Origin of the sequence: Kitasatospora sp. NPDC053057 (genome assembly GCF_044546945.1) — a bacterium.
GTDB lineage: Bacteria > Actinomycetota > Actinomycetes > Streptomycetales > Streptomycetaceae > Kitasatospora.
This window is the reverse complement of the sequence record NZ_JBITZP010000035.1, coordinates 60,896-83,989: the sequence shown is the minus strand read 5'-3', so window position 1 is coordinate 83,989 and position 23,094 is coordinate 60,896. Positions and strand designations below refer to the sequence as shown.

The window sequence follows — 23,094 nt, the reverse complement described above, 5'->3', positions numbered from 1 at the left end:
CTCCTGCGGGGGGGGTCCTTCGGGTTCCCCCGCGGCCCCCGCGGATCCCCCCGGGCCCCCCAATTTACCCCCTCCCCCGCGGGGGGGGGGGCCGGGCGGGGGGGGGGGGGGCCGCCCCCCCCCCCCCCCGCCGTCCGACGCGTTTCCGCGGCACCCGCACAGCGCCTGACACGACGAAAACGCTCGCCGCCCCCGCGAACGAACGGGGGCGGCGAGCGTTTCGGCCTACTGCGCTACCGGGCGGTGGCCAGTCGGACCGCGTTCAGGCGCAGCGTGTCGGGTGCCGGCCTCGGTACCGGTGTGAGGTGCAGTCGTTGCGTCCCCCCGCCGTCCGGGGGCGGCAGTTCCGCGAGGCACCCACAGCGCTCGTCGGTGAACCCGGCGAACCGGTAGGCGACTTCCATGATCCGGTTGCGTGAGGTCGGCCGGAAGTCCGCGACCAGATGGGCTCCGGCCGTCGCCGCCTCGTCGATCAGCCAGTTGAGCACGGTGGCACCGGCACCGAACGAGACGACCCGGCACGAGGTGGCCAGGAGCTTCAGGTGCCACACCGCCGGACCGGTCCGCACGAGCGCGACACCGACCGCGCCGTGCGACCCGAAGCGGTCGCTCATCGTCACCGCGAGGACCTCGTGGCGTTCGTCGTCCAGGAGCGCGCGCAGGTCGGCGTCGGAGTAGTGGACACCGGTCGCGTTCATCTGGCTCGTGCGCAGGGTCAGCTCCTCCATCCGGGACAGGTCCCCGGCGGTGGCGCGACCGATCTCCATCACGAGGTCCAGCGAGCGCAGGAACTCCTCCGACGGCCCGTCGTAGGACTCCTGCTCGGCCTGGCGCCGCACGTTCGCCTGGTACATCTGGCGGCGGCGGCGGGAGTCGACCGTCACCGTCGCCGGGGTGAACTCGGGCAGCGTCAGCAGTTCCGTCGCCGACTCGGCCGGGTAGCAGCGCACCTGCGGCAGGTGGAACTCCACCTCCGCGCGTTCGGCGGGCTGGTCGTCGACGAAGGCGATCGTGTGGTGGGCGAACTTCAGCTCGTCGGCGATCTCGCGCACCGACGCCGACTTCGGGCCCCATCCGATCCTGGCCGCCACGAAGTACTCGGCGACGCCGAGTTCCTCCAGGCGCTGCCAGGCGGGGCCGTGGTCGTTCTTGCTGGCGACGGCCTGGAGGATGCCGCGGGAGTCGAGACCCACGACGGTCTCGTGGACCCGGTCGTCGATGACGACGTCGTCGCCTTCGAGCAGGGTGCCCTTCCACAGCGTGTTGTCCAGGTCCCAGACGACGCATTTGACGGTGGTGACCGGTTCGCTCGGCGGCAATGGTCCGCTCACCTTTGACCTCCCAGGATGCCCCGGCCTTCAGGCCGGGGACGAATGGGTCCTTGGACCGGAGCCGCGAAGCGGCGGAGCGATCTTCGGAGGTTCTGGCGGGAGCCTTTGTCAGTGGCCTTCGGTAGGTTGATCTCGTGCACCTTCGGTACTCCTATCGCATCTACCCGACGGTAAGTCAGCGTGCTGCGCTCGCCCGGACATTCGGGTGTGCGCGGGTGGTGTACAACGACGCTCTCGCGGTACGGAAGGAAGCCCGGAGGAACGGGCTTGCGTACCCCAGGGGCACGGATCTGCAGAAGCTGGTGATCACGGCGGCGAAGAAGACGGCTGAGCGGGCATGGCTTGCTTCGGTCGGTGTGGACCCGCTGATCCAGTCCCTTCGGGACCTGGACACCGCCTACCGGAACTTCTTCGACTCCGTCTCAGGCAAGCGGGCCGGACGGCCGGTGGGGCTTCCCCGGTTCAAGTCCCGCAAGGACAACCGGCAGTCGCTGCGGTTCACCCGCAACGGATTCCGGATCCAGGGAAACAGGAAACTGAACCTGGCGAAGATCGGTGATGTGCGGGTGAAGTGGTCCCGCGCTCTTCCCGCGGACCCGTCGTCCGTGACGATCGTGCTCGACCCCGCAGGCCGATACCACGCCTCCTTCGTGGTGGACGTAGAGCCCGAGCACCTGCCCGAGGTACCGGCCGAGATCGGCATCGACCTCGGCCTGACCACCTACGCCGTCCTGTCGACCGGCGAAGTGATCGACAATCCGCGCTTCCTCCGCACGGCGGAGAAGAAGCTCAAGGCCGCGCAGCGGGAGCTGTCCCGCAAGGCCAAGGGCAGCAGGAACCGGGCCAAGGCCCGGCGCAAGGTCGCCAAGGCGCACGCCAAGGTGGCCGACACCCGCATGGACTGGCTGCACAAGCAGACCACCAGGCTTCTCGGCGAGAACCAAGTCGTCTACCTGGAGGATCTGAACGTGCGCGGCCTCGCCCGAGGCCGCCTGGCCAAGTCCGTCCACGACGCCGGATGGGCCACCTTCCGGCGACTGCTCGAAGAAAAAGCAGCCCGCTACGGGCGCACCGTCCACGTCGTCCACCGCGCGTTCCCGTCCTCCCAACTCTGCTCGGACTGCGGACACCGCGACGGATCCAAACCCCTCGCAGTGCGCGAATGGGCCTGTGGCGCATGCGGTGTGCTCCATGACCGTGACCTCAACGCTGCTCGCAACATCCTGGCCGCCGGGCAGGCGGACAGGCTAAACGCCCCTGGAGGGCCGGTCAGACCTGGCGTGGCAATCCCACGCCAGGCACGGCCCGTTGAACGGGGAACCCACCTCGGCGACCTGCGCCCCACGGATGTCCGTGCCGCAGACGCGGGAGGAATCCCCCGGCTATAGCCGGGGGAGGATGTCAATGCGCCTCCTCCTGCCACACGGTGCCGTGACCGGTCGCCAGGGCGTGTCTGGCGAGTTCGAGCTGGCAGATCTCGCTGCTGCCCTCGATGATCTCCATCAACTTCGCGTCCCGGTAGGCGCGGGCGACCACGTGGCCGTCCGACGCGCCGGCCGAGGCCATGATCTGCAGGGCCGACGCCGCCCCGCGCACGGCCTCGGTCGCGCCGACGTGCTTGGCGAGCACGGTGGCGATCACCTGGTCCGGCGAACCGGACTCCCAGCTCTCGCTAGCCTGCCGGCACACCGCGGTGGCGGCCCGCTCCGCGACGTAGAGCTCGGCGATCCTGCGGGCGACCAGCTGGTGCTCCGCGATCGGTTTGCCGAACTGCCGCCGCGATCTGGCGTGTTCGGTCACCGCGCCGAGACAGCCGCGCAGGATGCCGACGCAGCCCCACGCCACCGACATCCGGCCGTAGGCCAGGGCCGTCGTCACCAGGAACGGCAGCGACAGCCCGGCGCCGCCCAGGACGTTCGCGGCCGGCAGGCGTACGCCGTCCAGCCGCACCTGCGCGTGGCCTGCCGCCCGGCAGCCCATCGGGTGCGGGACCTTCTCGATCCGGACCCCTTCGGCGTCCGTCGGCACGACGACCGCCGCCGCGCTGTCGCCCACCTTGCCGATGACCACGATCAGGTCGGCATAGGCCGCCGCGGTGATCCACGTCTTGCCGCCGTCCACGGTCACCGTGTCACCGTCGAGGCGCAGTTCGGTGGTCATCGCGCCGAGGTCGCTGCCGGCGTCCGGCTCGCTGAAGGCGACGGCCGCGAGCCGGCCGCTGGTCAGCTGCGGCAGGAATGCGGTCCGCTGCTCGCGGGTGCCGAGGCGTTGTATCGTCCACGCCGCCATGCCCTGTGAGGTCATCACGCTGCGCAGCGAACTGCACAGGCTTCCGACATGAGCGGTGAGCTTCCCGCTCTCCTGGCTGCCCAGGCCGAGTCCGCCGTGTTCCTTCCGCACTTCGGCGCAGAGCACGCCGGCCGCACCGAGTTCGCTCAGGACGGTTCGTGGGATCTCGCCGGCGATGTCCCATCCGCCGGCGTTGTCCCTCACGAAACGCCAGGTGCCCTCGTGCTCCGGGAAGAGCCCGTCAGACATCGCTGTCTGCGGCAGACTCTGCCTGGAGTCGGCCGACGAGCGTGGCCATGCTCTTGACCGTGCAGAAGTTGGACAGTTGCAGGTCCGGTCCGGCGACCGTCACGGAGTAGGCCTGCTCCAGGAACACGACCAGCTGCATGGCGAACATGGAGTTGGCGACCCCGGTGGAGAAGAGATCCTGGTCCACCTCGGGGGTGGTCCTGGTCTGCTCGGCCACGAACCTGGTGATCTCGTCGATGACGGCGTCCATGTCGAAGGGCGCCTTTTCGGTGTGCTGTTCCGGGGTCATGACTGTGCCTCACTGTAGTTGTAGAAGCCACGGCCGCTCTTTCGGCCGAGTTCGCCTCGCCTGACCTTTTCGAGGAGGAGCTCACTGGGACGGCACCGCTCGTCTCCGGTCCGGGCGTACAGCGCCTCCAGAGCGTCGACGAGGTTGTCGATGCCGATCAGGTCCGCGGTGCGCAGCGGGCCCGTCGGGTGGCCGAGGCAGCCCTGCATCAGGGTGTCCACGTCCTCGACGGTGGCGGTGCCGGCCCGGACCACCTGTGCGGCGTCGTTGATCATCGGGTGCAGGAGCCGGCTGGTCACGAAGCCGGGCGCGTCGTGGACCACCACCGCGTGCCGGCCGATCCGGGTCAGCAGCGAGAGCACCGCCTCGACGGTCTTGTCGGCGGTCTGCGGGCCGCGGATCACCTCGACCATCGAGATCAGGTACGCGGGGTTCATGAAGTGTGTTCCGATGAGGTCGTCGGGGCTCTTGACCCACGCTGCCATCTCGTCGATGGGTATGCCGGAGGTGTTGGAGATCAGGGGGGTTCCGGGCCGGACCAGTGCCGATACGTCGGCGAGTACTTCCGCCTTCTTCTCGGGCAGTTCGGTGACCGCCTCGATGACCACGTCCGCGTCCGCGGCGTCGTTCAGCGAGAGTGTGGTGCGCAGTTCGCCCGGGGTGTGCCCGGCCGGCAGCGCGCCTGTCAGCTGTGCGTGTCGCAGGCCGGTGGCGATCGCCGCGGTGGCGCGCTCCAGCACGCCCTGGTCGACGTCCACCAGTACGACGGGCAGTCCGGCTCCGACGACGAGCGTCGAGATCCCGGTGCCCATGACACCTGCTCCTACGATGGCTATGAGCGGCTCGTCCATGAGGCCTCCTCCAAACCCAGTGGTTCATAGCTGCCGGAGTCGGGGCCGATCCAGTACCGGCTCCGCTGGAACGGGTAGCCCGGCAGGGACACTCGCCGCGGTCGCGACGTGCCGCGGAAGGCTTCCCAGTCGATGTCCACGGTGGACCGCCACAGGGTGCCGACGGCGTCGAGCAGGGCGGCGTGGTCGGATCGGTTCCCGTCCGCGGGTGGCAGCGATGGCAGCGCCACCGGCTGCTTCGCCGTGTCCTGTCGTGCGACGGTGTCGGTCGGTGTGCTGCCCGGTCCCATCTCCAGGAGGATCCGGCCGGGCTCGCCGGCCAGTTCCCGCAGGCCCTCGGCGAGCCGGGACGGCTCGCGCAGGCGGCGGGCCCAGTGGGCCGGCTCGACGGCGTCCTCGGGGCCGGTCCAGGTTCCGGTCGCCGCGCAGATGTAGGGCACCTGCGGCGGCTTGAGCGCGTGGCGCGCCACCTTGGCGGCGAATTCGGCCGCGTGCGTGTCGAGCACTCCGTGTGCCCCGGCGCGGGCGCGGATGTCGGCGCCGGCGATCGTGACGTCGAGGGCGTCCGCCAGGTCGATCACGCCGGCCAGGCAGGCCGCCACGTACTCGCCGTCGCCCTCGCCGATCATCGCGGCGGGGCGCACCCCCCAGGACTGCCACAGCTGGGCGAGGGACCACTGCAGGATGAAGGCCGCGGCCGCCGTGCCGCGCGGGTCGTGGTGGCTCGGCTGCGGGCCGTCCCAGGTGGACGGGAAGAGCAGAGCGCGCGGGTCGTACCCGAGCAGTGGCCGTGCCAGTTCGGCGCAGCGGTCGATCTCTTGGGCGAAGGCCGGTTCGCTGCGGTGGATCGCGGCGGCGTCCGGCCGGTGGGTGGTGCTGCCGGGGAACATGAAGACCACCTGGCGGGCGGTCACGTCGCCGGTGGTGTCCACGGCGCCGGGCTGTGCCAGGGCCCGGAGGGCGGCGATCGCCTCGGTCCGGTCGCGGCACACCAGGTGCCGGCGGTGCGGGAAGGCGCGCCGGCCGACCTGCAGGGTGTGGGCGACGTCGGCGAGGTCGAGGTCGTCCTGGCGCTCCAGGCGGTCGGCGAGGTTGGTGGCCGCGTCCGCCAGGGCCTTGCCGGTGCGGGCGGACAGGACGAGCAGTTGCCGGTCGCGTGTGTGCGGCTCGGCGGCTCGCGGTGCCGGTGCCGGTGCCTCTTGGAGCACCACGTGGGCGTTGGTGCCGCCGACGGCGAAGGCGCTGACGCCGGCGCGTCGCGGTGTCGCGCCGCGGGGCCAGGGGCGGGCGGTGGTGGGGACGTAGAACGGTGTGCGGTCCAGCAGCAGTGCGGGGTTGGGTGCGTCGTAGTTGATGCTCGGCGGGATCTCGCCGTGTTCGAGCGCGAGTACGGCCCTGGCGAGGCCCGCGGCTCCTGCGGCGGCGTCCAGGTGGCCGATGTTGGCCTTGGTCGAGCCGATCGCGCAGTAGCCGCGCTCTTTGGTGTTGAAGGCCTTGGTGAGTCCGGCGAGTTCGATCGGGTCGCCGAGCGGGGTGCCGGTGCCGTGGGCCTCGATGTAGCCGATGGTCTCCGACGGCACGCCGGCGACCGCGTGCGCGGTGGCGATGACCTCGGCCTGTGCCTGCATGCTCGGTGCGTTGAAGCCGAACTTGGCCGAGCCGTCGTTGTTGAGCGCGCTGCCGAGGATCAGGGCGCGGATGTTGTCGTTGTCCGCGAGTGCGTCGCTCAGCCTGCGCAGGGCCACGACGGTGACGCCGTAGCCGGGAACGGTTCCGCTGGAGGCGGCGTCGAAGGGCCGGCAGTGGCCGTCACGTGCGAAGATGCCGCCCGCGACGACCGGGTAGCCGCCGATCAGCGGGACGGGCAGTGCCACTCCTCCCGCCAGTGCCATGTCGCACTCGTGCCCGAGCAGCGCCTGGCAGGCGAGGTGGATGGCGACGAGTGACGTGGAGCATGCCGACTGCACGGTCATCGCGGGGCCGCGGAGGTCGCACAGGTAGGCCGCCCTGGTCGCGAGGAAGTCCTTGTCGTTGTAGGGGCGTGCGGAGAAGGCCGACAGGGATCCGCGGAAGCGGGCGTTCGCGAGGAGGTTCAGTGGCAGGTACTTGTTGGCGAACTGGCCGGCGTAGACGCCCACGGCGCCGTCGAAGCGCGCCGGGTCGTGGCCGGTGTCCTCCAGCGCGTGCCAGACGGTCTCGGCGAAGATCCGCTGCTGCGGGTCGCTGATCTCGGCCTGTTCCCGGCTGTATCCGAAGAACTCCGCGTCGAAGTGGTCGGCGTCCTCGATGACCGCGGCGGCGGGTACGTAGTCGGGGTGGGCCACCATGTCCGCCGGCCAGCCGGCGTCGGCCAGCTGTTGGGGGCTGAACCTGGTGACCGACTCGACGCCGTCGCGCTGGTTGCGCCAGAACTGCTCGATGGTGGCGGCTCCCGGCAGTCGTCCGGCGATCCCGACGACCGCGATCGGCTCCATTCCGTCTTCCGTCTCGGTACTCACCCAAGGCCCCCAACGGCTCGATGCCGTGTCGAATTGTTCGTTGGCACTCTCACGCCCCCGTCCTGCCGGCACGCCGCGCGGCGGCCTGTCCGGCGACGCGGCGGGCGGCTCCTCGTGCGGCGGCCGCGCCGACCGCCTCGTCGGGTCCTTCGGTCGGTTTGCGGTCGATGGCCTCGGCGAGTGCCCGTGCGGACGGGTACCGGAACATGTCCACCAACGAGAGCCCGCTGTCCCGGTGTTCGAGCAGCCGGGCCCTGGCCACCACCACGAGCAGCGAGTTCCCGCCGAGGTCGAAGAAGCTGTCGTCCAGGCCCACCCGTTCCACGCCGAGTACCTCGCGCCACACGTCGGTGACCAGCCGTTCGGTCTCGTTCGTCGGCGGGGCGTACGTCGCCGTGTTCTCGGGTCGCGTGTCCGACAGGTCGGGCAGCGCCCTGCGGTCGACCTTTCCGTTCGGGGTCAACGGCACCGCGTCGACGGGGTGGTAGGCGCTGGGCACCATGTAGCCGGGCAGCCGCGTGGCGAGGAAGGCACGCAGTTCGGTGCCGGCCGTCGACCGGCCGTCGGCGGGAACGTAGTAGCCGATGATCCGTTGTTCCGCGCCGGTGCCCCGGATGACGGCGACCGCGGAGCGGACCCCCGCGTGTGCGGCGAGCGCCGTCTCGATCTCGCCGAGTTCGATCCGGTGGCCGTGCAGCTTCACCTGGTCGTCGAGCCGGCCGAGGAACTCCAGTTCGCCGCCGGGCGCCCAGCGGGCCAGGTCGCCCGTTCGGTAGACCCGTGCGCCCGGCCGGCCGGCGAAGGGATCGGGCTGGAAGCGTTCGGCGGTCACCTCGCTGCGGTTGAGGTAGCCGCGGACCACGCCGCTTCCGCCGAGCAGCAGCTCTCCGGGTACGCCCGTGGGGCACTGCCGCATGTCGCGGTCGACCACGTAGGCCCGTACGTTCGCCAGCGGCCGCCCGATGGACACCGGGCCGCCGCCGGGCGGGACCTGGGACGTCGTCGCCCAGACCGCGGCCTCGGTCGGCCCGTACATGTTGTGCACCGTGCCGGCGACGGCGTCGGCGAGTTCGCGGGCCAGGTCGGCGGGGAGCGCCTCGCCGCCCACCAGCAGCCGGCTGAGCCGGGGCAGTTCGGCACGCGTGTCCTGGTCCGCCAGCAGGGCGCGGGCCAGTGACGGCGTGCACTGCAGGTGCGTCACGGCGTGCTCGCGCATCTGGTCGGCGATCGGCTCCTCGGCCTTGGCCAGGGCGGCTTGCCTGCGCTCGTCGCTGATCTCCCGGACGGCCGTCAGGTGGGTCAGGGCGTCGAGCGCCGCCTTCTCGTCGACGCCGAAGTCGATCAGGCAGGCGACCTCGTCGACGCCGGCGGCCTTCATCCGGTCCACCATGTCGGCGCAGACCTGCGGGGTGCCGAGCAGGCTGGCGGTGGCGAAGAACCGTTCGAAGGCCCGGTCGACGAGCTCCCGCAGTTCCTCGGGCGGCAGCGCCTTGAAGTCCGCGGCGCTTCCGGTGGTGGCGCCGAGCGAGGCGATCAGGTCGAAGGAGGTTTCCAGGTACCGGCTCATCGGCTCCCGGACGAGCTCCCTGACCTCGTCGAGGTCCGGGCCGACGAAGGTGTGGACCATGACCGCCACATGGCCGTCCCCGGGGTGCCCGTGCTCGCGCCAGGTCCTGCGGTACAGCGCGATCTTCTCGGCCAGCTCCTCCAGGCTGTGCCCGAGGAGGTGGGTGAGCACCCCGGTGCCGGCCTCGCCGGCCATCCGGAAGGTTTCCGGATGCTTGGCGCTGGTCAGCCACACCGGCAGCTCCGGCTGGACGGGCCGGGGGAACACCCCGACCTCGATCTCGGCGCCGACACCGTTGTGCCGCGGCACCTTCTCGCCGCGCCACAGCTTCCGGACCTCCGCGAGGCCGTCCATCATCAGCTGCTTGCGCTTGTCGTACCGCTCCGGTGCGAGCGCGAAGTCGTTGGCGTGCCAACCGGAGGCGAGGGAGATGCCGACCCGGCCGGCCGAGATGTTGTCCACGGCGGACCATTCCTCGGCCACCCGCAACGGGTCGTGCAGGGGCATCACCACGCTGCCCGCGCGCACCTGGACCCGCTCGGTGATCGCGGCGACGGCCGCCGCCATCACCGAGGGGTTCGGGTACAGCCCGCCGAACCGGTGGAAGTGGCGCTCGGGAGTCCACACGGCCGTGAAGCCGTTGCGGTCGGCGAACTTCGCGCCGTCGAGCAGCAGCCGGTAGCGGTCGTCGGAGCTGGCTTCGGAGTCGCTGCCGAAGTAGAGCAGGCTGAAGTCGATGTCGCGGGCCCGGGCCTCGGCCACCGCGACCGACTCCGCGGCGGCCGAGGCCGACGACAGGGGCGGTTCACCGCGCAGCACGATCCGGTGGCCGTGCTTCAGCGCCCACAGCAGCTCGACCACGGAGATGTCGAAGGAGACGCTCGTGACCGCGAGCCAGGTGCTGGGCTCGTCGGCACCGAAGACGTCGTCCATCCCGGCGAAGAGGTTGGCCACGTTGCGGTGGGTGACCATGACACCCTTCGGCTGTCCGGTGGACCCGGACGTGTAGATCACGTACGCCAGGTTGTCGGGAGTGACGGCCGAGGGGGAATCGTCGGTCGGGCCTGCCCCGGTGAGGTCGGGGACCACGACCTGGGCGGCGCCGAGCCGCCCGGCGGCCGCGGCGGACCCGGCGTCCGCCACGATCAGCCGAACGCCTGCGTCGCCGACCATGAAGGCCAGCCGGTCGCGCGGGTAGCCGGGGTCCAGCGGGAGGTACGCCGCACCCGCCTTGAGGATCCCCAGCAGGGTGACCATCAGCAGGGACGTGCGGCGCAGGTGGACGCCGACCGGCTCGTCCGGCGCCACGCCGAGCCGGCGCAGCTGGGCGGCGAACCGGTCGGCGAGCCGGTCGAGTTCGCGATAGGTCAAGGTGGCGTCGGCGGCGACCACGGCGACCGCGTCGGGCGTCGCGGCCACCCGCCGCGCGAGCAGCTGGTGCACCAGGGCGGCGTCGGGGATGGCGGCCCGGGTGCCGGCCTGCCAGTCGGCCAGGGTGGCGAGCTCGCCCTCGGGCAGCACCGCCAGCTCGTCGACGGGCCGGTCCGGGGCGTGCGCGGCGGCGGTCACGACCTTGACGTACCGCTCGGCGATCCGCTCGGCGGTCGTGGCCTCGAACAGGTCCGTGCTGTACTCCAGCCGGCCGGTCACCCCGGCCGGGGTCCGCGTCAGGCTCAGCGTGAGGTCGAAGCGCGCCGCACCGGTGTCGCCCAGCACCTGCTGCACCTGGCAGCCGTCCAGGCGCAGCCCCGCTCCCTCCTCTTCGTAGCGGTAGCTGAACAGCACCTGGAACAGCGGGTTCTGGGCGAGGTCGCGGTCGGGGTGCAGCTCTTCGACGAGCTTCTCGAACGGCAGGTCCTGGTGGGCCAGCGCTCCCTTGACCTCCTCCCACAGCCGCTGGATCAGCTCACGGAACGTCGGGCCGGAGCCGAGGTCGCAGCGCAGCACCAGGGTGTTGGTGAAGAACCCGATGAGACGGGCCAGTTCGGGCCGTTCCCGCCCGGAGACCGGGGTGCCGACCACGACTTCGTCCTGGCCGACGTGCGCCCGTAGCAGCACCGCGAAAGCGGCGAGCAGGACGCTGTAGAGCGTGACGCCCTCCGCCCGGCCCAGCTCCTCGAGCCGCTGGACCGATGCCGACGGCAGCTCGAAGGTGAGCGCGGCGCCGCGGTAGCTCTGCACCGGCGGGCGGGCGTGGTCGGTGGGCAACTGCTGGGCGGGCATGCCGGCCAGCCTGTCCGTCCAGTACGCCAGCAGCCGGTCGAGTTCGGGCCCGGCCAGCGTGCTCTGCTGCCAGTCGGCGAAGTCGGCGTACTGCATGGGCAGGTCGGGCTCGCGCCGTTCCCGGCCGTTCAGGGCGGCCAGGTACTGGACTTCGAGCTCCTTGCCGAGCGTGCCGACCGACGGGGCGTCACAGGCGAGGTGGTGCACGGTGAGCAGCAGGCGGTGCCGCTGCTCGCCCAGGCGCAGCAGGCGGGCCCGGATGACCCGGCCGGCCACCAGGTCGAACGGGGCGCCGGCTTCCTCGTCCGCGAGCCGTGCCACCTCGTCCGCCGACCGGCCGGGTGCGGTCAGGTCGACGACGGGGATGGACACGGGGGCGGGCGGCAGGACCACCTGGTGCGGTGTCCCTGCGGTCGAGCGGAAGGCGGTGCGCAGGATCTCGTGGCGCCGTACGACTTCGGTCAGCGCCTGTTCGAGCGCGGTGTGGTGCAACGGGCCGGTGATGTCGTAGCCGAGCGGGACGTTGTAGACCGAGCTGCCCGGCTGCAGCTGGTCGAGGAACCACAGTCGCTGTTGCGCGTACGACAGCGGTGCCGAGTTGTCCTCTTCCCGGGTTGCGGGTTCGGTGGCCGCGCTCACTGCTGCACCTCGGTTCCGGTGCGGCGGGTGCGCGGCCTGATCGGGGCCGGCTTCGGTGCTTGGGCCGCGCCGGTCACGGCGTCCGCCAGGGCGGCCACCGTGGGCCGCTGGAGGAACGTCGCGATCGGCACCTCGACGCCGAAGGCCTCGTTGACCTGGGCCACCAGGCGGGCCGCCAGGAGGGAGTGGCCGCCGGCGCGGAAGAAGTCGTCGGTACGCCCCATCGGCTGGTCCTGGAGCAGCGCCGACGCGAGCTGCGCGACGCGTTCCTCCGTGGGTGTGCGCGGTGCCTGCTGCGCCTCGGGTTCGGCCGGGGTGCTCGGCGTCAGGGCGACCAGCGCGTCGTGGTCCACCTTGCCGTGTTCGGTGAGCGGCAGGGTGGCGAGCACCACGACCTTGTCGGGCACCATGTACACGGGCAGCCGGTCCCGCAGGAACGCCAGCAGCTTCTCCTCGGCGAGGGATTCGTTCTGGCCGTCGGCGCAGGCGTACGCCACGAGCGAGGCCTCGGCCCCCGGCGCGAAGGCGCGGGCGACGACCACGGCGTCCCGCACGTCCGGGTGCTCCCTGAGCGTCGCCGCGATCTCTCCGGGCTCGATCCGGAAGCCCCGGATCTTCACCTGCTCGTCCGCGCGGCCGAGGAACTCCAGCTGTCCGTCGGGACGCCAGCGGACCAGGTCGCCGGTGCGGTAGAGGCGTGCGCCGGGTTGGCCGGCGAAGGGGTCGGCGGGGAAGCTCTCGGCGGTGAGCGCCGGGCGGTTCACGTAGCCGCGGGCCACCGCCGTGCCGCCGAGGTACAGCTCGCCGCGGACACCGGTGGGCACGGGCTGTCCTTCGGCGTCCAGCACGTGGGCGTCGATCCCGCTGATCGGCCTGCCGATGGGCGGGCGCATTCCTTGCGGGTCCGGCGGTACCGGGCCGGCCGTGGCCACCACGGTGTTCTCGGTCGGTCCGTAGTGGTTGAACAGCCGGAACGGCAGCCCGGCGGCGGGCGCGGCCGGCAGCACGTCGCCACCGGTGAGCAGCGTACGGAACGCGGTGTCGGCCGGCCACGGTTCGGCCAGTACGGCCGCGGCGATGGGGGTCGGCAGGAATGCCGCGGTGATCCGCTCCTCGCCGAGCCAGCGCACCAGTTCGGCCGGCGCGGCCCGCAGGTGCGGCGGGACGACGCTCAGGGTGGCGCCGGCCGCGAGGGTGGGCCAGATCTCCCACGTCGACGCGTCGAACCCGGGGCTGGCGAACAGCGTGGTCCGGTCGTCCGGGCCGAGCGCGTACTCGTCCGTGTGCCAGGCGACCAGGTTGGCGAGCCCGCGGTGGGCCAGTGCCACGCCCTTGGGCCGGCCGGTCGATCCCGACGTGTAGATGAGGTACGCCAGCCGCTCCGGGGTGACCTGCTCCGCGTGGACCGGCTCGTGCGTGGTGTCGCAGGCCAGGTCGAAGACCTGGAGGCTCTTCGTGGACGTCGGCAGCTGCGGCCGCGTGCGGGGTGTGACGAGGACCTTCCGTACGCCGGCGTCCTGCAGGATGTAGGCGGTTCGCTCGGCCGGGTAGCTCGGGTCCACGGGCAGGTAGCACCCGCCGGCCAGGAGCACCGCGAGTTCGCCGATCACCAGCTCGACGCAACGGTCGGCGTACACCGCGACCGGTTCCTCGGCGGTGAGGCCGGACTCGCGGAGCCGGTGGGCCAGTGCGCCGGCGCGTCGCCACAGCTGTGCGTAGCTGAGCTGTCCTTCCGGCCAGCGCACCGCGACGGCGTCCGGTCGCGTCTTCGCCTGGCGTGCGATCAGCTCGGTCACCGGCTGGGCGTCGGCCGCGGCGGGCCCGCGGGTCCAGCGGTCGAGCTGGTCCGCCTCCTCCTCCGGGAGCAGGCTCAGCGCCCCGACGCGCGTTCCCGGCTTGGCCACCGCGTCGGCGAGCAGGGTCAGGTAGTGCGTGACCATCCGCTCCATGGTGGCTTCGTCGAACAGGTCGGACGAGTGCTCCCAGATCATGTAGAGGTCGTCGTCCTCGGGGCGGGCCTCCCGGCCGAGGCGCTGCTCGGCCCGCGGGATCACGATCACGTTGAGGTCGGCCTTGGCCGTGCGGTTGGAGCGTTCGGTGACCCTGCCGGTGAGGCCGCCGAAGTCGACGTCGGGCACCGCGGAGTCGTGGAAGCTGAACATGACCTGGAACAGCGGGGTGCGTGAGGGGTCACGGACCGGGTCGATGGCGTCGATCACCGAGTCCACCGGGGTGTCGGACCAGGCCAGCGTCTCGGCGACGCTGCGGCGCACCTGTGCCAGCAGCTCGCTGAACGACTGGTCGGCCGACACCTTCGTGCGCAGGACCAGCGTGTTGACGAGCATGCCGAGCAGCGGCTCCAGCTCGGGGATGTTGCGGTTCGCCGCGCCGGTGCCGACGAGCATGTCCTGCTGTCCGGTGTAGCGGTAGAGCAGGGCCGCGAAGCCCGCGTACATGGTGGAGAACAGCGACACCCGGTTCTCGCGGCTGAAGGCCCGTAGTTCCCGGGCCAGTTCGGCCGGGATCAGGATGCGCGGTGCCCGGCCGCGGAAGGTCATCACCGGCGGGCGCGGCCGGTCGGCGGGCAGCTCCAGGATGTGCGGGGCGCCGGCCAGTCGGGCGGTCCAGTGGTCGACGTGCGCGCGCAGCACGTCGCCCCGCATCCAGTCGCGCTGCCAGATCGCGTAGTCCGCGTACTGGACGGGCAGTTCGGGCAGCGGCGAGGGCTGCCCGGCGGCGAAGGCCGGGTAGATGGCGCGGAACTCGGACAGGAACACCGAGAGCGACCAGCCGTCGTGGACGAAGTGGTGTTCCACGTGGAGGAAGGTGTTCTGCCCGTTCCCGTGCCGCAGCAGGACCCAGCGGGCCAGCGGCGGCTTGGTCAGGTCGAAGGGCTCGCGCAGTTCCGCGGCGACCACCTCGTCGGCCTGCTCGGCGGGGACGTCGAGCACCTTCAGGGAGGCCTTGGCCTGCGCCAGCGGACGCTGGTAGCCCACTCCTTCGACCGAGACGAAGACGGTCCGCAGGACCTCGTGCCGGCGGACGATCTCGTCCAGCGTCGCGCGCATGGCGTCGACGTCCACCTCGCCCTGCAGGGACACCGTGGCCTGGAAGTTGTAGGCCAGGTTGCCGGGCGACAGCTGCTCGAAGAAGAAGACCCGTTCCTGCGGCAGGGACAGCGGGATGGGCCGGTTCCGGTCGGCTCGGCGCACCGGCGGAGCGATCGGTGCGATCGCCGGGGCGACGGCCTGACGGCCGCTGCCCTCGGTCACGGCGGCGCGCTGGTCGATGATCGCCGCGAGACCGGCGACGGTGGGCGCGTCGAACAGCTCGGGCACGGTCACCACGGTGTGCAGTTCCGCCGCGATGCGGCCCGCCAGCCCCGCGACGAGCAGCGAGTTCCCGCCCAGCGCGAAGAAGTCGTCGTGCACGCCGACCTCCGCGTCGCCGAGCAGCGCGGCCACGATCCTCGCCAGCGCCGCCTCGGTCGGGGTGCGGGGCTGCGCGGCGACGTCGGCCAGGCCGGCCGCTGTCCGGTCGGGGGCGGGCAGTGCGGCGCGGTCGACCTTGCCGTTGGGGGTCAGCGGCAGCGCGGGCAGTACGACGACCGCGGCCGGCACCATGTAGGCGGGCAGCCGGGCCGCGACGAACTCGATCAGCTCGGCCGTCGGGACGCCGGTGACCACGTAGCCGACCAGGCGCGCGTCCGGGCGACCCGAGTGTTCGACCGCCACGAAGGCGTCCCGGACGCCGGGGTGCTGCTTGAGCACCGTGGCCACCTCGCCGGGTTCGATCCGGAACCCGCGGATCTTGGCCTGGTCGTCGTACCGGCCGATGTACTCGAAGACCCCGTCCGGCCGGCGGCGGACCTTGTCGCCGGTCCGGTACATCCGCTGCCCGGGGGCGCCGATGTCCGGCACGAACGCGGCCGCCGTGCTCACCGGGTCGTCCAGGTATCCGCGCGCCACGCACGCGCCGGCCAGGCACAGCTCGCCGGCTTCGCCGTCGGGCACCGGGTCGAGCCCGTCGAGCACGTAGCAGCGCACGCCGTCGACGGGCACCCCGATCGGCGGCGGCACCGGCCCTCCCGGCAGCACCTCGCCGGCCGTCACCTTCACGGTGCCTTCGGTCGGCCCGTAGAGGTTGATCACGGAGAACGGCAGCCCGTCCGGCACACCGCGCTGCATCGCCGAGCCGCCGGTGTGCAGGAACCGGAGCACCGTGTGCTCCGGCCAGGTCTCGTCGAGGATGGCCTCGGCCAGCGGTGTGGGCAGGAAGGTCACGGTGATCTGCTCGTCGGCCAGCCAGGCGGCGAGCGCGGGCGGCGAGGTGCGCACCTCGACGGGCGGCACCACCAGCGTGGCGCCGGCGGTCAGGGTGAACCAGACGTCCTGGACGGACACGTCGAATCCGGGACCGGCCAGCAGGGTCGACCGGTCCTCCCGCCGTGTCCGGTAGGTCCTGTGGTGCCAGTGCATCAGGTTGGCCAGGCTCGCGTGGCTCACCGCGACGCCCTTCGGCCGGCCGGTGGAGCCCGACGTGTAGATCACGTACGCCAGTGCGGCGCCGTTCAGCCGGGGCGGTGCCAGGACGGCCGCGTCGGACGGTTCCCCGGTCAGATCGACCACCAGGACGTCGTCGCCCAGCGGTGCCCCACCGGACACCAGCGGCTCGGTGCTGAGGACCGCGGCGGCGCCGGAGAGCTCCAGCAGCTGGCGGATCCGCGCGGCCGGGTGGGCCGGGTCCAGCGGCAGGTAGGCCGCGCCCGCCAGCAGGACGGCCAGCTCGGCGACCACCAACTCCGCCGACCGGTTGGCGTAGACGGCCACGACGCCGTCCTGGCCCACCCCCCGCTCGGTGAGCTTGGTCGCCAGAGCGGACGCGTGCGCGGCAAGGCTCCGGTAGGTCAGCCTGAGGTCACCGTCCTGCACCGCGACCGCATCCGGTGCCTCGGCCACCCGGGAGTAGAATTCATCAAGCACCATCGCGCACGTATCCTTCACTGCTGAGAGTGGGCGACTAAACCGGCGTCCTCCACGGCTCCGCGCAGACTCAGCGGGCGCATGTCCGTCCAGACCTCGCCGATGTGGGCCAGGCATTCCGCCTTGGAACCGCTCACGCCGGCGCCGCGCCAGCCGAGCGGCAGGTCGCGGCCGGCGGGCCAGATCGAGTACTGCTCCTCGTCGTTGAGCACGACCACATAGGACTGGGTGTCGCCGTCCATGGGTTCCTCCGGTTCGGCGGGATACGGGTTGATCTGCTGCTGGTCGTGCCCCTGCGGCCGTCATGTCGGGCGTCGCGGCCATGGACGCGGGGATGACGGGCACGGCGAACGCTGCGGGACGTCGCGAGGAAAAGGTGCGTTCGCAGCCTCGCGGGCGAGTTCTCCTTCGAGTACGGCTCAGAAACGGCCGGCCACTTCGGCACCATCAAGCCAACCGGACCACACCCGATGACCCGAGAAGCACCGGCCGCGTGCGGCCCCCCGAGACCCATGGCTGTCGGAGAACTACCACCCCCCATGCGTTCCACTCCAACAGCATGGGTCGCATCGGTTCCCGGCAATAGAGTATGGAAATTACTCCGGTAGTCCGTTAGTTCAAGGATTAGGTGGATAGGCGGTGTTCGTTGGCCGGCGAAGTGGGTCGGTGATGACCGAGGCGAAGCCGCCTTCGGCCGCGCCGGGGCCGTTGGCCTCGATCGCGCCGCGGGGCGTCGGGTTCGGTGGAGGGTGCGCCGGCGGGCGTGGGCGGGCGCGGGCGGCGTCGGGGTCGGAGGCGATCGTCGCGGCCAGTACCCGGGCCGCGTCGAGCTGACGGGACTTCAAGGTTCGCAGGCCCGGGCCGACTTGCCCGACGGCTTTCACGCGGACCTCGACCTCGGCGTGGTCACGTCTCGACGAACGCGAGGCCGATACCGCGGTGACCACCAGCGGGAGTCACCGGCACTCGTCCCCGCGAACGCGCGGCCGAAACCATCGACGTCGGCCCATCGACGTCGGCGTGGAGTTCGAGCGCCGCACAGGCTGCGGCAGGGCCCCCGCAGCGGCCCTGACCCGTGCCTCCCGCTCGCGCGGGCTCGTTGACGGGACATGCGAACGATCACAGCAGCCGCACACACCCGGCGCGACCTGCTCACCACGGCGGCCGGCGCGTCCTGGACGACGCGGACCTGTACACCTGGTTCATCGACCCGGCCGTCACCGGCCTCGGCGGCCCGGCCCCGGCCAACCGCGAGCAGCTGCTCATCCACCCGGCGGGCACGTTGTACAACCGCCCGACCGCGGCGACTGCCGTACCCAACCTCTTCCTGGCCGGCGACTACGTCGCCACCGACATCGACCTGGCCACCATGGAGGGCGCCAACGAATCCGCCCGCCGAGCGGTCAACGCCCTGCTCGACGCCGACGGTTCACCGGCCCCGCGCTGCACGGTGTGGCCGCTGTACCGGCCGCCGGAACTGGCCGCCCTCCAGCAGCAGGACGAGGCCCGCTACCGGCGGGGCCTGCCGAACGCCCTCGACCTGGGCTGACGGCGCGGCGATCGCCTGTCTCGACGCCCCCGAGCGCCTCGCCGACGAACAGCCGCCGGGCCCCGGGAGGCCAGTGAAGCCGGCCTCCCGGGGCGGTTCTCAGCCCGCGTGCGTGCAGAGGTAGAGCCGCTGGCCGCTGACACCGCCGTCATCGGCCCGCCCTCCGCCGGCGGCCGGCGCCCCGGACCGCCTGCAGGCTGCCCGTCTGCGCCGCGCTCATCCCCAGCGAGGTCGGGCTGCTGGCCGACCGGGGCAGCCGGGCGCTCGGGCTGGCGGTGGCGCAGCTGCTCGGCGTGCCGGCGGCTCCGTACCAGCCGGGTACTCCGGGTGTGCTGGTGGTCGCGTACGACCTGAACGAGTGCGATCCCGACGTGGTGGCGCAGCTGCATGAGCGGGTGGAGGGCCAGCTGCTCTTCGAGCACGCCACCTGCTGGACCGACCCGCCCGCCGTGACGGCCGACGTCTCCACCCTGCTGGGGCAGATCGTGAACGCCCCTTGGGAGCCCGGGCTGCGGTTCGGCGAGGACGGCGAACCGCAGGAGGCCGAGCCCGACCAGCGCTCGGCCGAGGAACTCGCCGAGGCGATCCTGGCCGCCGCCCCGGCCACCCCGGAGGGCGACGGCCGGACCCCGCCCGACGCGGACGAGACCCTCACGGCCTTCGCCACCCGCGCGGTCGGCTGGCCCGCCGCGGGCCCGCGCGACCGCATCCGCTCCGCCAGCCCGGTCCGGAGCTCCCGCTTCGCTTGACGATCCGTTTCGGGATCCGGTTTTCGCGCTACCGGGCAGCAACCCGGCTGCGCAGGAGCTTCTTGTCGGGCTTTCCCGCGTCGGTGAGCGGCAGTTCGGTGAGGAAGGTGACGTGGGCGGGCTCGTGCAGCGGGCCGCGGCGGGTGCGGACCAAGGTGCGCAGCTCCTGCGGGTCGGGGCGGGTGCCGGGGACGGGGACGACGACGGCGTGGATCCGTTCGGTCCGGTCGGCGTCGGGGGCGCCGAAGACCGCGCTCTGGTGCACCTGGGGGTGGGAGTTGAGCAGGTCCTCCACCTCGGAGGTGTAGACGTGGCCGGCGCCGGTGTTGATCAGGTCCTTCAGCCGGTCGACGATGTAGAGGTAGCCCTCGTCATCCTGGTAGCCGACGTCGCCGCTGTGCAGCCAGCCGTCCTTGAGGGTGGCTGCGGTCAGTTCGGGCTGCTTCCAGTAGCCCTGCATCAGGCTGTCCGAGGCGATGCACACCTCGCCGTGCCGGCCGGCGGGCAGGTCGTGGCCCTGTTCGTCGCGGATGGCGACCCGGTAGCCGGCGGCGATCCGGCCGACCGAGTGGAGCAGGTGCGGGCGGGCCGGGTCGTGGTCGCCGGTGTCGAGGACGCTGACGATGCCCGCCTCGTGCTGTCCGTAGAGCTGGACGAGGACCGGGCCGAAGCGGCGGAGCGCGTCGGTGAGACGGGCCGGTGAGGCCTGGCAGCCGCCGTAGGTGATGCGGCGCAGGCTGGTGGTGTCGGTGTGTCCGGACTGCGGGTGGTCCAGCAGCTGGTAGAGCAGCGGGGGCATCAGGAACACGTCGGTGATGCGTTCCTGTTCGATGGCGGTCAGGACGGCGGCCGGTTCGAACTCGTCGAGGAGCACCGCGCTGCCGCCGGCCCGCAGCACCTTGTCGGTCATCTGGCCTGCGGCGTGGGCGATGGTGGTGCACACCAGCAGGCGCGGCGGGCCCGCGGGGTCGGCGGTGGGCAGCTCGGGGCCGAAGCGGCGGACCTGGCCGTAGCTGATGCAGATGCCCTTGGAGTGGCCGGTGGTGCCGCCGGAGTGGCGGATGGTGCGGACGTCGCCCGGCCGGGCCCGGCTGGTGAACGGGGCGGCGCTCTCGGCGGCGGCGAGGGCCAGCAGGTCGGTGGCCTGCGTGGTGGGGCCCTGCGTGGTGGGGCCGAGGACGAGGACGGCCGCGATGTCCGTGCGCCCGGTGATCTCGGTGGCGCGGACGGCGTGTTCGGGGTCGACGATCAGCGTGTGCGTTTCGACGTCCCGGACCATGGCGGCCTGCGTGTCGGCCGGCAGCCTGGTGTAGAGCTGGTTGGTCCGGCAGCCGACCAGGTTGGCGGCGTAGCGCGCGGCGATCGCCTCGGGCCGGTTGCCGGTCAGCAGCGTGACCGTGTGGTGGCGGTCGACGCCGCGGGCGCGCAGGGCGCGTGCCAGCCGGTGGGTGAGGTCGCGCAGGTCCCCGGCGGTGGTGGTGCGTCCGCGGTGGACCAGGGCCGGGTGGTCGGGGTCGGCACCCAACTCGTCGAGGATGTCGACGACTTCGGTCCGGAAGGGCGAGGTGGGTGGCATGTGCGGTTCCTTGCGCCTCGGTTCGGTGGTGTGCTGGGCGGCGAGGAGTCAGCGGTGGGCCAGGAGCCGTGCGTCCCCGGGCCGAGTGTCCCCGGCCTGCGTGTCCCCGGCCAGCAGGGCGTGGGCCAGCACGCTGTAGAGCGTGTCGTTGGGCCCGTCGGCGATGCGCAGCCCGCGGATGTCTCGCAGGCGCTTCTCCATCGGGGTGTGCTTGGTGTAGCCCTCGCTGCCGTGCAGTTGGAGGGCGAGGTCGACGGCGCGGTAGGCGGTGTCGGTGGCCAGGGCCTTGGCGGCGGAGCAGGCGGCGACGTCGGTCTCGCCCTGGTCGATGCGCTCCAGGAGCGCGAAGCACCAGGCGGTGGCGGCCTCGACCTCGGCGGCGGCGGTGCCCAGGCGGGCGGCGACGGATGGGATCGCGGCGAGCGGCATCCGGGCGACGGTGCGGGCGCGGGTGCGGGCCGCGGACTCCTGGATCGCCGCAGCGGCGGCGCCGAGGCAGACCAGGGACATCATCAGGCGCCAGGCGGAGAAGTGCGTGTCGAAGATCCGGCGGCCGTCGCCGGGTTCGCCGAGCAGGAAGTCCTTGTCCAGGCGGGTGTCGACGAAGTGCAGGTGGCCGAAGCTCCAGCCGCGCATGCCCATCGGGTCGGTGGTCTCGGTGAGCACGCCGGCGGCGTCGGCCGGCACCCACACCGCGGACAGCGGCACGTCGCGCAGGTCGGCGCGGCCGGCGTCGGCGCGGTCGACGAGCTTGCAGAAGACGACGAAGCCGTAGGCTTCCTCGACCCGGCTGATCAGGCCCTTGGATCCGGAGAGGGTGTAGTGGTCGCCGTGGTCGACCAGGACGGTGCGAAAGCCCCGCAGGTCCGAGCCCGAGTGCGGCTCGCTGGACGCGATGCCCGCCAACTTGCCCGCGCCGAGGACCGCTTCGCGGGTGTGGCGGACGAGCGCGGGCGAGCCGTGGCGCAGCGGCATCGCGGCGTGTCCGGTGCTGAAGATCTCGCGGGCGTCGCAGTCGCGCTGCCCGGCGAGGAACATGGCCACCCCCTGGGCCACGCGTCCGCGCGGTTCGCCGGGCCCGCCCTGATCGCCCTGCCCGCCCTGCTCGTCGGGGAAGGTGACGTCGATGCCGGTGAGCCCGGCGGCCGCCGCCTGGGTGCGCAGGGCGAGCCAGTCGGGGCGGGGGTCGCCCTCGCAGACGGGTTCGGGCAGGTGGGTGTCCAGAAAGGCCGTCAACTCGGCGGCAAGACCACAGAGTTCGGGGTGTCGGTCCAGGAGCGGGCTGATGCCGGTGGCGGGCAATGGGGTGGCTTTCCGTGAAGAGGCGTCAGGGGGTGCGGGCCGGGGCCCGTCAGAGGGTGAGCGTGGCGGGCGGCTGGGTGCGCACGGCGTCGTTGAGCTTGGCCTTGTCGTGGCGCTCGCCCTTCTTCAGGCGCTTGATGACCAGCAGGCAGGGCAGTCCGAAGGTGCCGCCGGCGAACTCGCGCGGGCGGTTGGCGGGGACGGCGACCGTCCACGGCGGTACCTCGCCGCGGCTGAGCTCCTCGCCGGTGGCGGCGTCGATGACCGGGATCGTGTCGGTCAGCAGGGCTCCGGCGCCCAGCAGCGCGCCCTCCCCCACCCGGGCGCCGCTGTAGACCATCGAGCGGGCGCCGATGAAGGCGTCGTCCTCGATCACCACCGGCTTGGCCATGGGGGGCTCGATCATGCCGCCCAGCCCGACTCCCCCGGACAGGTGGACGTTGCGGCCGATCTGGGCGCAGGAGCCGATGCCGACCCAGGAGTCCACCAGGGTGCCCTCGCCGACGTACGAGCCGATGCCGATGTGGCTCGGCATCACCACGGCGCCGGGCTCCTGGTAGCTGCCCCGCCGGATGACCGCGCCCGGCGAGACCTGGACGCCGTCGATCGTGCTCTTCAGCGGGATCTTGTCGGCGCACTGGAAGGGGCCGAACTGCGAGGGCTGCGGCGAGGCCTGCTTGTAGAGCAGCAGGATCGCGTTCTTCAGCCACTCGTGCACCACGACCTCGCCGTCCAGCAGTTCGGCCACCCGCGCGCGGCCGGTGTCCAGCAGGCCGATCGCCGCGTCGACGGCGGCCACCGCCTCGGCGGACCGCAGCGGGACCTCGTCCCGTCGCTTCCAGAGGTCCTCGAGCTCGCTCCGCAAGCTCGTCACATCGACACCATTGCCCATGGCGCTCCCCGCTTTCCAACTCTTCCGGGCTTTCCCGGTCTTCCGGGCTTCCGGGTCGGAGGACGGTCCGCACACGATGCCCCCGGGTGCGTTCTCCGACCGTGTCGC

Annotated in this window: 15 protein-coding genes; 3 read left to right on the top strand and 12 right to left on the bottom strand. The window is 72.2% G+C overall.

The window, feature by feature from the left end; all coding sequences use genetic code 11:
- Positions 1-233: 233 nt before the first annotated feature.
- Positions 234-1,331, bottom strand: a complete 1,098-nt coding sequence (locus tag ACIG5E_RS29640; protein WP_396538500.1) for an HAD-IIIC family phosphatase — start codon at positions 1,329-1,331, stop codon at positions 234-236.
- A 134-nt stretch (positions 1,332-1,465) separates the two neighbouring features.
- Here ACIG5E_RS29640 and ACIG5E_RS29635 point away from each other — a divergent pair, with 134 nt between their 5' ends.
- Positions 1,466-2,719: an RNA-guided endonuclease InsQ/TnpB family protein gene (locus ACIG5E_RS29635; protein WP_396538498.1), complete on the top strand. Its 1,254-nt coding sequence runs from the start codon at positions 1,466-1,468 to the stop codon at positions 2,717-2,719.
- Positions 2,720-2,732: 13 nt separating this feature from the next.
- On the opposite strand, the gene ACIG5E_RS29630 is transcribed toward ACIG5E_RS29635, so the two are convergent.
- From ACIG5E_RS29630 to ACIG5E_RS29595, 8 genes are all read right to left on the bottom strand, one after another.
- Positions 2,733-3,869 (bottom strand): acyl-CoA dehydrogenase family protein, encoded by a 1,137-nt coding sequence (locus ACIG5E_RS29630; protein ID WP_396538496.1) that lies wholly within the window; start codon positions 3,867-3,869, stop codon positions 2,733-2,735.
- Positions 3,862-4,158: an acyl carrier protein gene (locus tag ACIG5E_RS29625; protein WP_396538494.1), complete on the bottom strand. Its 297-nt coding sequence runs from the start codon at positions 4,156-4,158 to the stop codon at positions 3,862-3,864. The genes ACIG5E_RS29630 and ACIG5E_RS29625 overlap by 8 nt, the downstream gene beginning before the upstream one ends.
- A complete protein-coding gene (locus tag ACIG5E_RS29620) occupies positions 4,155-4,970 on the bottom strand; it encodes a 3-hydroxyacyl-CoA dehydrogenase family protein (RefSeq protein ID WP_396538492.1) in 816 nt (271 codons plus the stop codon). Before ACIG5E_RS29620 ends, ACIG5E_RS29625 begins: the two co-directional genes overlap by 4 nt.
- A gap of 20 nt (positions 4,971-4,990) precedes the next feature.
- Complete coding sequence (locus tag ACIG5E_RS29615) at positions 4,991-7,483, bottom strand: type I polyketide synthase (protein ID WP_396538490.1); 2,493 nt, start codon at positions 7,481-7,483, stop codon at positions 4,991-4,993.
- A gap of 73 nt (positions 7,484-7,556) precedes the next feature.
- Positions 7,557-11,936: a MupA/Atu3671 family FMN-dependent luciferase-like monooxygenase gene (locus ACIG5E_RS29610; RefSeq protein WP_396538488.1), complete on the bottom strand. Its 4,380-nt coding sequence runs from the start codon at positions 11,934-11,936 to the stop codon at positions 7,557-7,559.
- A complete protein-coding gene (locus ACIG5E_RS29605; RefSeq protein WP_396538486.1) occupies positions 11,933-16,921 on the bottom strand; it encodes an amino acid adenylation domain-containing protein in 4,989 nt (1,662 codons plus the stop codon). Before ACIG5E_RS29605 ends, ACIG5E_RS29610 begins: the two co-directional genes overlap by 4 nt.
- 14 nt (positions 16,922-16,935) lie before the next feature.
- Positions 16,936-17,160, bottom strand: coding sequence for an MbtH family protein (locus ACIG5E_RS29600; RefSeq protein ID WP_396538484.1), 225 nt, complete (start codon positions 17,158-17,160; stop codon positions 16,936-16,938).
- A 375-nt stretch (positions 17,161-17,535) separates the two neighbouring features.
- Positions 17,536-17,865 (bottom strand): hypothetical protein, encoded by a 330-nt coding sequence (locus ACIG5E_RS29595; RefSeq protein ID WP_396538482.1) that lies wholly within the window; start codon positions 17,863-17,865, stop codon positions 17,536-17,538.
- 152 nt (positions 17,866-18,017) lie between these two features.
- Between ACIG5E_RS29595 and ACIG5E_RS29590 the strand changes: the two genes are divergently transcribed.
- Together ACIG5E_RS29590 and ACIG5E_RS29585 are read left to right on the top strand one after the other, a co-directional pair.
- Complete coding sequence (locus ACIG5E_RS29590) at positions 18,018-18,467, top strand: FAD-dependent oxidoreductase (RefSeq protein ID WP_396538480.1); 450 nt, start codon at positions 18,018-18,020, stop codon at positions 18,465-18,467.
- A 275-nt stretch (positions 18,468-18,742) separates the two neighbouring features.
- Positions 18,743-19,216: a hypothetical protein gene (locus tag ACIG5E_RS29585; protein WP_396538478.1), complete on the top strand. Its 474-nt coding sequence runs from the start codon at positions 18,743-18,745 to the stop codon at positions 19,214-19,216.
- 28 nt (positions 19,217-19,244) lie between these two features.
- Here ACIG5E_RS29585 and ACIG5E_RS29580 read toward each other — a convergent pair whose 3' ends face one another.
- Genes ACIG5E_RS29580 through ACIG5E_RS29570 form a run of 3 tightly spaced genes read right to left on the bottom strand, consistent with a single transcriptional unit; the run spans position 19,245 to position 22,959 of the window.
- Positions 19,245-20,792, bottom strand: a complete 1,548-nt coding sequence (locus ACIG5E_RS29580) for an AMP-binding protein (RefSeq protein ID WP_396538476.1) — start codon at positions 20,790-20,792, stop codon at positions 19,245-19,247.
- A gap of 48 nt (positions 20,793-20,840) precedes the next feature.
- Positions 20,841-22,094 carry an acyl-CoA dehydrogenase family protein gene (locus ACIG5E_RS29575; protein ID WP_396538474.1) on the bottom strand — a complete coding sequence of 418 codons (1,254 nt, stop codon included), beginning with the start codon at positions 22,092-22,094 and terminating at the stop codon, positions 20,841-20,843.
- Positions 22,095-22,143: 49 nt separating this feature from the next.
- Complete coding sequence (locus ACIG5E_RS29570; RefSeq protein WP_396538472.1) at positions 22,144-22,959, bottom strand: 2,3,4,5-tetrahydropyridine-2,6-dicarboxylate N-succinyltransferase; 816 nt, start codon at positions 22,957-22,959, stop codon at positions 22,144-22,146.
- Positions 22,960-23,094: the final 135 nt, after the last annotated feature.